Here is a 13,361-nt window from a genome sequence, read left to right as displayed (position 1 = left end):
GTGGGTTAGTCACCACCACTCGCCCTGATACGACGACGTATGTAAGAAAAGGCCATGACCCTGAACCCACCCCAAACAATTTCAGTCAGCACACGCACAGGAACACCGGAAAGCGCTTGGCGTACCAGGCGTGATGCTTGGGAGTTCCTTGGCTATGCCCTCAATGAGCTGGTCCAAAACCGGCTCCACGGGGAATCCGAGGGGTCCATGCACGACGTCGACCACGTTCTGGAGTTGCTGGCATCGCTCGAGCCCTACTGGGCGCTGCCGGGGGCCCAGACGGTCCAAACGATTGCGGACCTGGTTGCCCAGGGGCGCCGGCGCGACGCATTGGAACACGTCGAAGCAGTCAACGACCTCCTCGGACGGCCTGAAACGCCATCACAGCCCAGCACCACCACGGAACCAAACGGCCGTACTTCCTCTATAGCCAGTCCTCGACCTGCCATTGAGGTCCTCGTCATTGACGACGGACCCACTGAGGAAACGGAACATTTCAAACGCTCCATCACCGAGCAACGCCGCGATACCGACGGGTTCAGCTACGAAATTAACGTCGTTCCCAGCGTCGAGGATGCCCTCGTAGCCCTCACCATCAACCCAAACATTCAAGCCTGTATTCTCTGCCCCCGGTTCTCCCTGAGAACAAACGGGAACCTCAGCGCCCCGTTGCGCACCTTCGTGGAGAGACGCATGGCTGGAAAGTTCGCACTTAGACGACCAATACAGCGCATCCTCGAACTGGCTGACGTCATCGCCGCCATCCGCCCCGAACTGGACGTTTACCTGGTCGCAGGAGTCGCAATGGAGTCCCTGGCAGGCTCCCTCACCGGCAGATTCCGGCGCATCTTCGCCCGGACAGACGCCGCCGATCTGCACCTGTCCATCCTTGGCGGGATTATGGAACGGTATGAAACGCCGTTCTTCACCGCCCTGCAGGAGCACAGCCGTCGACCTGGGAGTGTCTTTCATGCACTCCCAATATCCCGCGGAGGCTCAGTGCAAAACTCCCCGTGGATCAGCGACCTCGTCGACTTCTATGGCACCAATTTGCTTATGGCCGAGACGTCAGCAACCTCCGGTGGGTTGGACTCACTCCTTGACCCCCACGGGTCAATCAAAGAAGCGCAGCAGCTGGCATCCCGGGCATTCCGCAGCCACAGAACCTACTTCGTCACCAACGGGACTTCAACTGCGAACAAAATCGTCCACCAGTCGATCGTCGCCCCCGGTGACATTGTTCTCGTCGACCGCAACTGCCACAAGTCACACCACTATGCACTTGTCTTGGCCGGCGCCTCAGTCACGTACCTCGATGCTTATCCTCTCGATGACCACTCACTGTACGGGGCTGTCCCCTTGGAAGAGATCAAACGCAAACTGCTGACTTTCCGCCGGCAAGGGCAGCTTCACCGTGTAAAGATGCTCACCCTGACGAACTGCACCTTCGACGGAATCGTCTACGACCCACGCAAAGTCATGGAAGAATGCCTGGCTATCAAACCGGACTTGGTTTTCTTATGGGACGAAGCGTGGTTTGCCTTCGCTGGGGCTCATCCGGTCTACCGGCAGCGAACGGCCATGCAGGCAGCTGCCGATCTTGAACATGAGTTCGCGAACCCTGCCTATGCGCGACGACATGACGAGCAGGCACGTTCCTTGGCCGCCGCCGAAGCAGACGATGACACGTGGCAGGACACGCCGCTGATCGCCGATCCCAGAACGGCCAGATTGAGGGTCTACGCCACCCAATCGACGCACAAGACTCTGACGTCACTTCGCCAAGGGTCCATGATCCACGTCTTCGATCAGGAATTTGTTGCCCTTAACGGCGAGGCCTTCCGGGAAGCCTTTATGACCCACACCTCCACATCCCCCAACTACCAAATCCTTGCCTCCCTCGATATCGGCCGCAGACAAGTCGAGTTGGAAGGCTATGCGCTTGTCCAGAAGCAAGCTGACCTGGCGGTAACACTGTCCACCTCCATCAGCCGTCACCCACTGCTAAGGAAGTACTTCAAGATCCTGACCACTCACGATCTCGTCCCCGCCCGGTTCCGGCAGACACACAGCCGAAACCCTGCCAAAGATGGGCTAGGAGCTTGGGACGAATCCTGGACTGAGGATGAATTTGTCGTAGACCCAAGCAGGATCACTCTCGACATTCGTGCCACGGGCATCGACGGTGACACGTTCAAGCACGAATACCTGATGGACAAGCACAGCATTCAGGTCAACAAGACCAGCCGCACCAACGTTCTGTTCATGACAAACGTTGGCACCTCGCGAAGCTCGGTGGCGTACCTCATCGAAGTGCTCGTCAAGATCGCAGAACAACTCGAACGAGAAAAGAGCGGCGCCCTTTACACCCGCCAACTCAAGGTCGTTACTCAAGGAACACCAACACCAACGCTTCCCCACTTCAGCCGCTTCGCGGAGGCATTCCAGACCGCCGGGGAACTGGCCGGCGACATGCGGTCAGCCTATTATTTAGCCTACAAACCAGGGACAACCGAGTATCTTCGGTCTCCGGAAATACGCGAACGAATGCTTCAACAGGACGTCATCTCGGCGCGATTCGTCACTCCATACCCGCCAGGATTCCCGGTTCTCGTACCCGGCCAAATCTTCAGCGCTGAAATCCTCGACTACATGGATGCCCTGGACACCAGAGAAGTCCACGGATACCAACCCCAACTTGGGTATTCCGTCTTCACCACCGCTGCCCTGGGCCAACACGGATTCCAACCATGACCGACTTAGTCTCAACGACCACTCCGCCAGACGAACTCCCACAGTCACATGCCCCATTCACGGCAAGGTTCAATATCCATGCCAGAAAGGACCTTGAAAAAGAGCTGGACGTCATCGTTGGCGATGCCATTACGGAAGCGCGGCGCCTAGGTACCCACGGCATACTCGTTACCAGGAACAGCCCCTCGACCTTTACCGTTGAGCTCTCGAAGGCAGTCCCATACGGGACTATCACCGAACGTTATCTCCGCTAAGCAGCCGGATTTCCCGTTTACTCGGAACACGACACGTCTTCCGCTCTGGCCTCGAACTAGGGGCGAACTCAACCCTCCGGCGGAGGCGCGCTTGAAATCCTCCGTCAATGGTTAGCCTTGGCGTCCCACTTTTAAGGAAATGGAACGGCATTGCAACGCCCCCAAAGTGCCCCACGAATGGGGCACTTCTGGTACGCTCTGAAACATGACAGATGACCTGAACATTGAACGGACCGCAACCACGGCGGTCGCCCAAGCGAGGCTTCTTGCCCATCAAGCCAGTCTGGCCGCGGAAGTGGCTATCGCTCAGGCTGTCACGCTTCTGCTTGACTCGGGCATGTCCCAGCGCGCAGTCGCGCAGGTAACAGGAGTGAGTAAGTCCAGTGTTGCCCGCATGGCCAAATCTCGGCCGGCGCTTGGCGTGGGGATCGCCCAGCAGCAAGACGATCGCGTCTACAGCTTCGCGAATGAATGGATTTGGGGCAGTCCAGAGAACGCGCGGGCGATGGTTGCCCTTTTGATGGCTGGTGGTGGCCCCCCAGCTCATCAGCCGTAGTACCAAAGTCGAGGAAGTGGGTCGCCGCTGGACTGCCAGCGGAGATGACGGCCGTGGGAGGGATGCCCGCATAGGGATTTTTGTGAACGAAAACGTAGAAACGCGCCTTCCCCCCGTGGGCAGCCGTGCTCAGCGATCGTTCGGAGTAGCCCGTAGCAACCCCGCGACGGCACTCTCTAATGAAGGACTCTGATGACAGCTCTCTCTTACATCCCCGAGATCGACGTTCAATTCGGTTGGATTTGCATTCTCTTCCTCGTTCTCCTGCATGAACCTGCGGCGCAGCGAGCGACGAGGCTTGTTCGCTCGCTGCGCCGCAAGTAGACGAGCTGAGGTGCCCCCTGAGTTTTTCCCTGGCGGGGCACCTGTACCGCTCTACGACGGACGGATGTCCGATGAAACCAACAAGTACCGGTTCCTAACCGTTGAGCAGGTCGCCGAAGAACTAAACGTCTCCGTGAGCCAGATTAGGGCGTTGTTGAAGTCCGGCGAACTCCGCGGGATCCAGGTCGGGGGCCGGAACGTCTGGCGTACTGCTGCCAGCGATGTTGAGGACTACATCACCGAGGCCTACCGGCGCACCGCCGAGCGGATCGCTGCGGGAGAGCTGCCCGAGTAGGTGGCGAGACCACCGTTGCAAGCGATCCGAAACCGCGCACCAACGGCACTTTGACGGTTTTATGGGCAGAATGGGCTCATGTGCGGCAGATACGTGATGTCCAAAGCAACGAGTGATCTTCTGAGCCATTTCGAGACCAAGGAAGTTGAGGGCAGCCCTCCAGAGCCGAGCTGGAACGTCGCCCCGACCCAGAACGTGCCGATCGTGGCCGAACGGCTCGACGAGGGCACCCTTGACCGGCGCCTGCTGATAGCCAAGTGGGGTCTGGTGCCGTCCTGGTCAAAGGACGTCAAGATCGGCTCCAAGCTCATCAACGCCAGGAGTGAGACGATCCTGGAGAAGCCGTCGTTCCGTTCAGCTGCGGTCAAGCGCAGAGCTATCGTTCCCGCCGAGGGCTACTACGAATGGCAGAAGACCGAGGACGGCAAGAAGATCCCGAACTATCTGTTCTCCGAAAAGGAACCATTGCTGGGCTTCGCCGGCCTGTACGAGTTCTGGCCCGATCCGGAGCTGCCCGAGGACGATCCCGAGCGGTGGTTGCTGACCTGCACAGTGCTCACCACAACGACCCAGGACGCGCTGGGACACGTCCACGACCGTTCACCGGTCATCATCCCGCAGGACCGCTATGCGGAATGGCTCGACCCTGACCTGACCGACAAATCCGATGTCCAGCACTTGTTGGACTCCTTGCCGGAACCAACGCTGACGCCCCGGATTGTCAGCACCCGTGTGAATAGCGTCCGGAGCAACGGACCCGAGCTGATTGAACCAGCCGAGTGAGGTACCCACGCGGTTAGGATGGCCTCGTTAGGGCAGTTCCCCGTATTGCCGCCCGTGGGGGTGGGCATCATGAAGGAGGATCACTCATGGCAGGAAAGTTCGAAGTCTACAAAGACAAGTCCGGTGGTTTCCGGTTCCGGCTGAAGGCCGGCTACGGTGAAGTTATCGCCAGCAGCGAGTCGTACACCACCAAGGCCGCCGCCCTGAATGGCATTACGTCTGTGAAGAACAACGCCGGTTCCGACGTGGTGGACCTTACCGGCTCCTGATTCACACGGTCCGCCAGGTAACCACGAAAGGCCCCCGCTGCCGAGAGCAGCAGCGGGGGCCTTGCCGCGTCATGTTCCTGGTTCCTGGTTCTGGTTTTTGTCGGTGGCTCCTGCAAGACTTCCTGTCAGGAAACCTTGACGGGAAGGCGTGGAGCCATGGGCTGGACATCCAACGACTACAACCATGAGGGCTGGGTTGCTGCGGTCGCGCCCGACGGGCGGCTCACGGGGACTTCCAACGGTTCGGGAATGATTGTCCACGGAACCACCGGCCACTACGAACCGGCCGGGGAGTTCTTCCCTGATCAGGAGATCGTCCCGCACGACCTCATCATGAGTTGGCGTGGTGCTTGCACCTGTGGGTGGCAGGGAGAGCTCTGGCACAGGGTTGCCTCAGCAGCAGAGGCTGATTTCGCCTCCCGCAAAGAATACTGCCCTCCAGGGAAGGGCGCTTTTGTCTCAGAACGCGTGGAGGACGCCGTCCAGGACGAGTGGATGATCCACATTGCGCCATCCGAGGCGATTCTGGGTGTGGAGGCAGCGGCGAAGGAGCACCGCCAGGCCGGGCACCGGCTGGATAAAACCGTCGCGGCCGCCAAAGCAGCAGGGGCTTCCTGGACAGACATTGGCCGCGCTGCCGGCATCAGCCGCCAAGCCGCGCACGAGCGCTGGGCCGACAAATAACCCTGGCCAGCGCAGTATTGCTAGCTGGTGCGAAGGACGATGGCCTTGGAGCCTTCCGGAATCAACGCTTCGGCGGCGGCTTTCGCTTCGTCGTATGTCTCGCCTTCGCCGTCGACGTAACTTTGTTTGCCATCGGCAGCTTCTACGGTCAGGGTCACTTTCACTCCCATATCTTAGGCTGCCAGGTCAGCGCGGACCCGGCCCAGTGCCGCCTGCAGCGGGGAGGGGTCTTGGATGTTCCGCAGGTCCACCGGGCGCCGCCCGTCCAGGGCGGGGGAGGGGACCATCATCCACAGCGCGAAATAGTTGTGGGGGATCCGCAACAGCATCGCCTGTTCGTGCAGTCCAGTCACCACAGGGTTAAGGGACAGATCGGCGCGGAATTGGTACCCAGGGCAGTACGTCCCTTCACCGATAAAAACGCGGACCAGCTGCCTCATCGCCGGTTCGGGGTCCTCGTGCACGGAGGCGAAGCGTTCCCGGACCTGTTCCAGGGTGGGGAGGTGGAACTCGTTGCGGATCCGCTCCCACAGTTGTTCCGGGACAGGGGAGCGGTACAAGTCAGTTGGCACTAGCTGATGGATTCCAGCTGCCACGCGGTAGCCAAGGGCTCCCGCCGCAGGGTGAAGGTGCGCAGCTCGGCGCCGGCTGTCGGGAGTGTGGCTTGGACCTGCCAGTGTTCGACGCTGACCAGGTCACCGGTGCCGATCGCTGCCCGGTGACGGGTTTCCCACCATGCGTCCCTGGTAAACCAGTGCGCAGTGTGGACGTCGAGGTCGACCATCCAGATCCGGCCGTCATACCGGATCGCCATGGGCATCCCATCCGGAGTGAACCGGACATCGACGTCATGGCCGGTGGTGGGGCGTTCGGGTGCAAGAGTCATGGTGGACTCCTTTCTGTTGGGCGCCGGTCAGGCGGCCTTAACTAGGGGGAGTTCGTCCCAGTGGGTGGTGTATCTGGGGGAGAGCATGTCGCGTTTCATGGACCAGTCCGGGCCGCCTTTGATCCCGGCATGTCCCAGGCCGATGGAGCCGCGGCCGTACCGTTTGGCGACGTCTTCGAGCAGGATCCCTATGCCGCGTTCTTCGTGCGGGTTCTCGAACAGTTCCAAGGGTTTCTGGTTCCCGGACGGGCGCAGGTCGGTGACCATGATCCCGGCCCTGACGTACTTCACACCCTCATGGACCTGCGGGAGCAGTGCATGGGCAGCCCGGGTGAGCAGCACCGGGTCAGCGGTGGGCATCGGCAACGCCAGGCAGACCGAGGGAAAGGACTTTTCGTTCGGGTTGAAGTGCGACGTCGCCGCGAACGCTGTCAGCACCTTCGCTTGCAGGTCGTGTTTGGCCAACCTGGCGGAGGCCATCTGCGCGTACACGCTCATGACCTGCCGCAACCCTGCCGTTGTGATGATCGGTGTGGAGAAGGACCGGGAGAAGATCAGCTGGTCCCGGCCGATCCGTTCCTCTTCCATCGGGATGCACGGGGTGCCTTGCAGTTCCAACACGGTGCGCATCATGACGATGGAGAATTTGTCCCGGATCGCTACCGGGTTCGCCCGGGTCAGGTCCAGGATCGAGAAGATTCCCATCGCGTTCAGGCGTTTGGTCAACCTGGTGGCCACGCCCCAGATTTCGATCACGGACAGCTTGGCCATGAGCGCTTCGCGCTGCTCGGCCGGCACTGATTCCCACCGGCACACCCCACCGAAGGCTGGGTTATTCTTGGCCCACTTGTTGGCCAGCTTGGCGAGGGTTTTCGTGGGTGCGATCCCGACGCAGACCGGCACGCCGACGTTCCGCCGGCACGCGGCCTTCATCTCACGCCCGAGGGCCAGCAGCTGATCGGGTTCGCCTTTGACGCCAAGGAACGCTTCATCGATGGAGTACACCTCCAACCACGCGGAGTAGCGGCCCAGCAGCTCCATCACCCGGGCGGAGATGTCTCCGTACAGTTCGTAGTTGCTCGACAGGGCCACCAGGCCCCATTCCTTCGCCCGGGGCCGGAGCTTGAACCACGGCTCACCCATGGCAATGCCCAGGCGCTTCGCTTCCGGGGAGCGGGTGACAGCGCAGCCGTCATTGTTGGACAGCACAATGACCGGCTTGCCCTCCAACGCAGGATTGAACGCGCGTTCGGCCGAGGCGTAAAAACAGTTCACGTCCACATGCGCTATCTCCTGCATCCGGCGCATCACCGCGGGCTTAGACATCACGGCCGCCGATCGCCCGTTTAACGGGAAGTGAGCTAAACATGGTGGAGGCACCTCGTGGCCACGCCCCAGATAATCAGGTCTGACAAGGCCGGAACCTCGATATCAGGGAAGCGTGGATTGTCGGCCTGCAGGATCACCCCAGTGGGCGTGATGCGCAGCCGCTTGATCGTCAGTTCCCCGTCCAAGACTGCGATCACCACGGAACCGTTCTTCGGTTCCAGCGCCCGGTTCACCACCAGCTCATCGCCGTCACTGATCCCGGCCTGTTCCATGGACTGGCCGACAACGCGGACAATGAAGGTGCTGGTCACATCCTTGACCAGGTGTTCGTTGAGATCGATCCGGCCATCAAAGTAGTCCTGGGCGGGCGAGGGATAGCCGGCGGCCACCGCTACCGGCGCCAGCAAAGCCGTCACAAGGGAAAGTCCCGCATCTATCACACGGGGGCCAACTATCACGCCCACAACACACCTTTTATTCGAAACTATGTTCGATAAACGAGTGTACCTTGATGCTCGGACAAAGTAGCGTCGCAATATCCAATGGGGTTCGCAGGGAGCCGCGGTTAGCCTGGTCTTGGACTGTTGAGTAGCTGCGCCCACGGAATCGGGAGCGTACTTGTCACTCGCGGCTACAAGAGGGGGTGACGGGGCGCGAGACTAGTACACTTGTTCATAGGGCTCCGGTCCTGCATTGGAACCAAAAAAGAAGAACCCGGCTGCAACCGGGTCCTTCTATAAATTCTGATGCTCCTTTTGGTGCGATCACAAGGGCATTATCCTTGCTGTTGCAACACCTCAAGACTAATGCCCCTGGCCAGATTTTCCTAACCAAGGTTAAGAAAAGACGGCAGATTGCGCCTCCGTTCTAGTAGAAGGGAGGCCTCACTATGGCTAAGCGAAAGCAAAACCAGACCTGGGGTATCTTGAGCTGCGTCATTGGTGCGGGGCGACTTATCGTCACGCTCATTGACTGGCTTGGGGATCTGTAACTAAAAGGCGGCGGTTGTTGAGCGTAGGCTCAACAACCGCCGTTCACGTTTCACGGCCAATCGATGTAGACCCGTCCTCCAAGGAAGGTCCGAAGCCGTTGCGTCAGAGCAAAAACTACGGCTTGCACACAATGGGGACAGCTTTGAGCTGTGCGGAGGGCTCCACCTGCCCGCCAGTGTGCACAACCCGTCCACCGCGACTGGTAAGAGCTACCATTCCAGGTGCGGTGGGAGTTCGACGTCGGCAGGGTCAAGCTCCGGTCTGGACCGGAGCATGGAAAGCGGATGTCTGAAGGATTGGTCGCTCCAAGCGACGTCGGCTGACATCTCAACCACGATCGGCTCCACCAATGTCAGGTGAACCGGCCCTTTGTCTTTGCTGAATCTGTTCAGCGAGGTCTCGCTGATCTCTTCCGGCCATGGGTGCCCGGGCAGGGCAGGGCGGAGCTGGCGGCCCAGCTCACGCCCTACCCTGGTGGAAAGAACCGTAGAGCGGCCGACAATCCGCAGCTGCCCATCGACCGGCAAGCCGGCGATGATGGCCTGCGGTTGCGTTATCGGACCGATGACGGCTGCACAGACCGCATCGAACGTGCTTTTTGTCTTCAGCTTCAACCAGGCGCGCGAGCCATCATAGGGCTGCGCCCCTCCCTTGAACACCAGCCCTTCCACTCCTGTGGCCGGCAGGTCCTTCAACCAGGTCTTGGCTAGGTCCATGTCCGCGGTGGTGGGGGAGAGGTTCAAAGGAGCGGCCCAGTCCCGGGCCAGTTCCTCGAGCAGCTGGCGGCGGCCCGCGAACGGAACACTCCGGATGTCCTGCCCGGCAACGGCCAGGACATCAAACGCCGCGAACGCTGCCGGCAGCTCGTGGACCAGTACGGGCAGGGCCGCCCTGGAGCTGACCATGCGGCGCTGCAGCGCCTCAAAGTCCAGCCGGTCCCCATTCCAGATCACCGCTTCGCCGTCCAGGACCACCCCGGGCGGGACGTGGGCCCGCACCGCCGCGCACAGATCAGGAAAGATCCTCGAAAGTTCCTTGCCCTGCCGACTCCACAGTGTCACCCCGTCCGAATCGTTCAAAACGATGGCCCGGTAGCCATCCCATTTGGGTTCGGCCCACATTCCTCCCGGCAGTGCGCCCGGGCCGGGGAATGTCTTGACGAGCTTTGCCAGGGCAACAGCAACCGGTGGTTGCAGTGCCCGCGGAATGGACTCGTCCATGCGCCCAGCCTAAGGGACCAGGACCAGAACGGACCTTCGCTTCGCTTCGGCCTGTAAAAGCCTGTTTTTGCCTTACATGTGGCTGGGTTGTTCTCCGGACAAGGCCACTGATCGTAGCCGTCCGGGGGCCCGACCCGTCAACCCACGCAACCGGGCAATCCCACGCGGTCGCTGCGCTCCCTTATTTCGCGGGATTCCCCGGCCACTCTTCGGGGTTGACGGCCCACCCTCGACCGGCTGGACCAGTGGGGGCCTCGCACGGCGGGGCAGAAAGGAGGTGGCTACATGAGCATCGACGACGCGATCAAGCTCGCGACTTCGGTCGTGAGCTTGATGACAGCTGTCATCGCTCTACTCTCCACGCGGAACGCGCGCTTAACAAGCAAACGCTCCCGAGCGGTAACTCGGAAGCGTAAGCGTAAAGCGAGGAGGTAGTAGTCACACAATCCGGTGGTCGTGACCGCTTGGTTGCGGCCACCGGTCTCCTTTCTCAGGATATGACCACCTCACCGATAAGGAAACCCTCATGGAACCACTGACCATCGTGAACTTCGTTCTCTCACTCACAGCGCTGGGAGCGGCGATCATGGCCTACCGCGCCACCCTCCCCAAGGGTGACGGAAGCTAAACCGGATCCGGGCGGGTCTGCCACGCGGCGGCCCGCCCTACCGGGCCGGTCAGTCGCCCGGCATCTGCCAGCAGACTGAGCAAAAAGGTCGTCGCTCGCTTTGCTCACCTTTCCCTGGCACCAGCCGGAAAGCCGCAACAAGAAACAGCCGGTGTTTACCCCGCGCACGGCACACGAGGCCGCCGAAGTAGTTGTGGGCTCTTGCCCTCAGTGGAACCAAAACCACTCCTTCATTGTCGCTGTAGGTGTGCCTTCTAGTCTGGCAGGGACGTCTGACAATCTATCTAGCGCGTCGGCCCGTCGTCTTCCGCGCAGGTCTGCTCGGCGCGGTGACTCTCCCTGATGAGCGCCGTTATGGTCCGGACGGTCACGGGATCGTCCTGCCACCGGCTCCCGTCCCGGGGGCAAGCATTGAGGCTCCTTACCCCGACTTCGGCCGCGACTTGCAGCAACTCAGCGCGTGCAGCGTCGAGGTCCGCCAGCTGCTCAGGTGTCAGGGATGCCGAATCGGCAGGGGCTTGCACCGCCACATGCGGAGCCTCGACCTCAGCCGGACGGCTGCGCCTGTTCAGGAAGTTCCGTAATCCCACTGCCTACCTCTCCTTCTGAAACAAGTGATCCCGCCTGGGATTGGGGGCTACCAGGCGGGACTAAAGCCACGCTACCCGGCCACGCTGACAGTTCCAGCAACGACACATGCTCGCTGGGGCTCGCACCCCTTTTGGGCGGCCGCTGGCGCGGCCGGCTGTTGGGTCCAGGGCGCGCCGTCGCAGAGCTCCGGACACCCTGGCCCTTTGTGTCTACGACGTTTTTTGGCTGCTGTCCTTCGGATTCTATNGGCGCTTCGCTTATTTCCTCCGGGAATTTCCCACACCTTGCCCAAGGGTAGACAGGCCTCCGTCGGCCACAGCTCCGCAAGCTTCGCCAGCAGCCAAAAAACAACGGGGGGAGAGGGGAGCTGGCCGGTCACCTAAGCCGCCCCACCCACCACCTTTCTCGGCAAAAGAAGGAGCAACACCATGAACGCAATCAGCGTCCAGACGATCACCACCGAGGACACCGCCGAAACCATCGGCGGCGTCACTGTACTGGGTGATTACCACATGAACGACGGCTACGACTGGATGGAACTCATCGGAGAACACGGTTGGGCTGTCATTCCCAGCTGGGGCTGTGACGGCTGGGACCTCGGCCAGTGGCCCTACGTCATGGTCGCCGGAATCCGCACCGCCGATAACATCGGCAACCTGTTCGGCATGGCCACCTACTGCGAAGGCGATGTGAAAACCACGTTTTACCGGACCAAGGCCCGGTTCTGGGACGCGATCACCGAAGAGGCGTTCTGCCATTGGAAGAGCGGACAGGCCGACGGCCCGGCAGACCTGCCCCTAGCCGCCGCTGAGCTTCCCAGCCGCTACCGGATTCCCTGCAACCTCGCCTACGCCGCCTAGCCAGCATCACAAGCCGGTGCCCCGCCACACGCAGGCGGGGCACCGCAACCACCAACAGCAAAGGACCATGAACAATGACCGGACACCGCACGATCGCCCAAACCCCGGCGCAAGCCGTGGTTTTCCTCGAAACCCTCGCCGCGATCGTTGAGAAATCGCCCGTGGCCTACAGCACCGATTCCGCCGCTGACCTCGCCGCGCACCTGCGTGGCATGGCCGAAGCCGTCACGACCGAGGCGAACGTGAATCCCGGCGAGCTGACCACCACCCGCCAATATGCCGGATTGGACTGGCACAACGAAGCCGTAGCCGTCCTGTTCGCCCCGGAACACCGCCCCACGTTTCTCTAGCAGGAACCGAAAAACCGCTGTGCTGCCCGGCCAGAGCCGGGCAGCACAGCCCCCCCACCACTTCAAAGGAGCCAGCACATGAGCAACGAAACCACCGCCCCCAAAGGCATCACCGCACTGATCTACCGCGACGCCCTGGGCACGGACTTTTCCAATCAAGGCATCTCCGCCCGCGTCATGGAGGTAACCGTCATCGGCGAGGGCATCGACCCCATTTTCGAAGCCACCGAGGAACGGCCCGCCGTCCGGCTCGTCAAAAACGAGAACTTCCACCGCGAAACCGTGATCCACGCCGAACCGGTCACCCCGGAGGACGAACCCGCCCCGTGGTACATGTTCGGCGGCACATTCATCTTCAGCAGCGACTCACGATTCCGGCGCGCAGCCGGACAGTACGGAGCCATCCCGCTCCACGACCGCCGCGAATAGACCTGACGGCGGCCGGTCCCTCGGGGCCGGTCGCCTTGTGTGGGCGGGCGGTCCGCCGCGGGTGGCCCGCTTTGGTGGGTGGTTGTCGGCGGCGGACCGCCGTTCCCGCGACGGGTCCGGCTGTGCTTACCTGGTGCGTGCGGCAAGCCCGGGCGGG

18 protein-coding genes are annotated in these 13,361 nt (G+C 61.3%); 11 read left to right on the top strand and 7 right to left on the bottom strand.

Annotated elements, in window-relative coordinates:
* The first annotated feature begins 54 nt into the window (after positions 1-54).
* The 8 genes from IEY62_RS20495 (at position 55) to IEY62_RS20465 (ending at position 5,919) form a co-directional block, all read left to right on the top strand.
* The gene (locus tag IEY62_RS20495; protein ID WP_189021255.1) at positions 55-2,754 is read left to right on the top strand and encodes an aminotransferase class I/II-fold pyridoxal phosphate-dependent enzyme; all 2,700 of its coding nucleotides are present in this window, start codon (positions 55-57) and stop codon (positions 2,752-2,754) included.
* Positions 2,751-3,008, top strand: a complete 258-nt coding sequence (locus tag IEY62_RS20490; protein ID WP_189021254.1) for a hypothetical protein — start codon at positions 2,751-2,753, stop codon at positions 3,006-3,008. The genes IEY62_RS20495 and IEY62_RS20490 overlap by 4 nt, the downstream gene beginning before the upstream one ends.
* Before the next feature lie 205 nt (positions 3,009-3,213).
* On the top strand, positions 3,214-3,564 hold the full coding sequence (locus tag IEY62_RS20485; RefSeq protein ID WP_189021253.1) for a hypothetical protein: 351 nt from the start codon (positions 3,214-3,216) through the stop codon (positions 3,562-3,564).
* A 192-nt stretch (positions 3,565-3,756) separates the two neighbouring features.
* Entirely contained in the window at positions 3,757-3,888 is a 132-nt protein-coding gene (locus IEY62_RS21830; RefSeq protein ID WP_268241122.1) for a hypothetical protein, read from the top strand.
* Between the two features lie 64 nt (positions 3,889-3,952).
* On the top strand, positions 3,953-4,183 hold the full coding sequence (locus IEY62_RS20480; RefSeq protein WP_189021252.1) for a helix-turn-helix domain-containing protein: 231 nt from the start codon (positions 3,953-3,955) through the stop codon (positions 4,181-4,183).
* A 78-nt stretch (positions 4,184-4,261) separates the two neighbouring features.
* Positions 4,262-4,966: an SOS response-associated peptidase gene (locus IEY62_RS20475; protein ID WP_189021251.1), complete on the top strand. Its 705-nt coding sequence runs from the start codon at positions 4,262-4,264 to the stop codon at positions 4,964-4,966.
* Positions 4,967-5,052: 86 nt separating this feature from the next.
* Positions 5,053-5,235 (top strand): YegP family protein, encoded by a 183-nt coding sequence (locus tag IEY62_RS20470; RefSeq protein WP_189021250.1) that lies wholly within the window; start codon positions 5,053-5,055, stop codon positions 5,233-5,235.
* Positions 5,236-5,391: 156 nt separating this feature from the next.
* On the top strand, positions 5,392-5,919 hold the full coding sequence (locus IEY62_RS20465; protein WP_189021249.1) for a hypothetical protein: 528 nt from the start codon (positions 5,392-5,394) through the stop codon (positions 5,917-5,919).
* A 20-nt stretch (positions 5,920-5,939) separates the two neighbouring features.
* On the opposite strand, the gene IEY62_RS20460 is transcribed toward IEY62_RS20465, so the two are convergent.
* The 7 genes from IEY62_RS20460 to IEY62_RS20430 form a co-directional block, all read right to left on the bottom strand.
* On the bottom strand, positions 5,940-6,077 hold the full coding sequence (locus IEY62_RS20460) for a hypothetical protein (protein WP_189021344.1): 138 nt from the start codon (positions 6,075-6,077) through the stop codon (positions 5,940-5,942).
* Between the two features lie 15 nt (positions 6,078-6,092).
* Positions 6,093-6,491, bottom strand: coding sequence for a hypothetical protein (locus tag IEY62_RS20455; RefSeq protein ID WP_189021248.1), 399 nt, complete (start codon positions 6,489-6,491; stop codon positions 6,093-6,095).
* Positions 6,491-6,805, bottom strand: a complete 315-nt coding sequence (locus tag IEY62_RS20450; RefSeq protein WP_189021247.1) for a hypothetical protein — start codon at positions 6,803-6,805, stop codon at positions 6,491-6,493. Before IEY62_RS20450 ends, IEY62_RS20455 begins: the two co-directional genes overlap by 1 nt.
* A 27-nt stretch (positions 6,806-6,832) precedes the next feature.
* Positions 6,833-8,131, bottom strand: coding sequence for a Y-family DNA polymerase (locus IEY62_RS20445; RefSeq protein ID WP_189021246.1), 1,299 nt, complete (start codon positions 8,129-8,131; stop codon positions 6,833-6,835).
* 35 nt (positions 8,132-8,166) lie between these two features.
* Complete coding sequence (locus tag IEY62_RS20440) at positions 8,167-8,598, bottom strand: LexA family protein (protein ID WP_189021245.1); 432 nt, start codon at positions 8,596-8,598, stop codon at positions 8,167-8,169.
* A 737-nt stretch (positions 8,599-9,335) separates the two neighbouring features.
* Entirely contained in the window at positions 9,336-10,346 is a 1,011-nt protein-coding gene (locus IEY62_RS20435) for an ATP-dependent DNA ligase (protein ID WP_189021244.1), read from the bottom strand.
* A gap of 912 nt (positions 10,347-11,258) precedes the next feature.
* Positions 11,259-11,564, bottom strand: coding sequence for a hypothetical protein (locus tag IEY62_RS20430; protein WP_229785482.1), 306 nt, complete (start codon positions 11,562-11,564; stop codon positions 11,259-11,261).
* Positions 11,565-11,993: 429 nt separating this feature from the next.
* Here IEY62_RS20430 and IEY62_RS20425 point away from each other — a divergent pair, with 429 nt between their 5' ends.
* The 3 genes from IEY62_RS20425 (at position 11,994) to IEY62_RS20415 (ending at position 13,204) form a co-directional block, all read left to right on the top strand.
* Positions 11,994-12,425 carry a hypothetical protein gene (locus IEY62_RS20425; protein WP_189021243.1) on the top strand — a complete coding sequence of 144 codons (432 nt, stop codon included), beginning with the start codon at positions 11,994-11,996 and terminating at the stop codon, positions 12,423-12,425.
* Positions 12,426-12,499: 74 nt separating this feature from the next.
* Complete coding sequence (locus IEY62_RS20420; RefSeq protein WP_189021242.1) at positions 12,500-12,775, top strand: hypothetical protein; 276 nt, start codon at positions 12,500-12,502, stop codon at positions 12,773-12,775.
* 78 nt (positions 12,776-12,853) lie between these two features.
* Complete coding sequence (locus IEY62_RS20415; protein ID WP_189021241.1) at positions 12,854-13,204, top strand: hypothetical protein; 351 nt, start codon at positions 12,854-12,856, stop codon at positions 13,202-13,204.
* Positions 13,205-13,361 lie beyond the last annotated feature (157 nt).

The sequence above is a fragment of the Paenarthrobacter histidinolovorans genome, assembly GCF_014647595.1.
GTDB lineage: Bacteria > Actinomycetota > Actinomycetes > Actinomycetales > Micrococcaceae > Arthrobacter > Arthrobacter histidinolovorans.
This window is presented reverse-complemented; position numbering and strand designations above follow the sequence as displayed.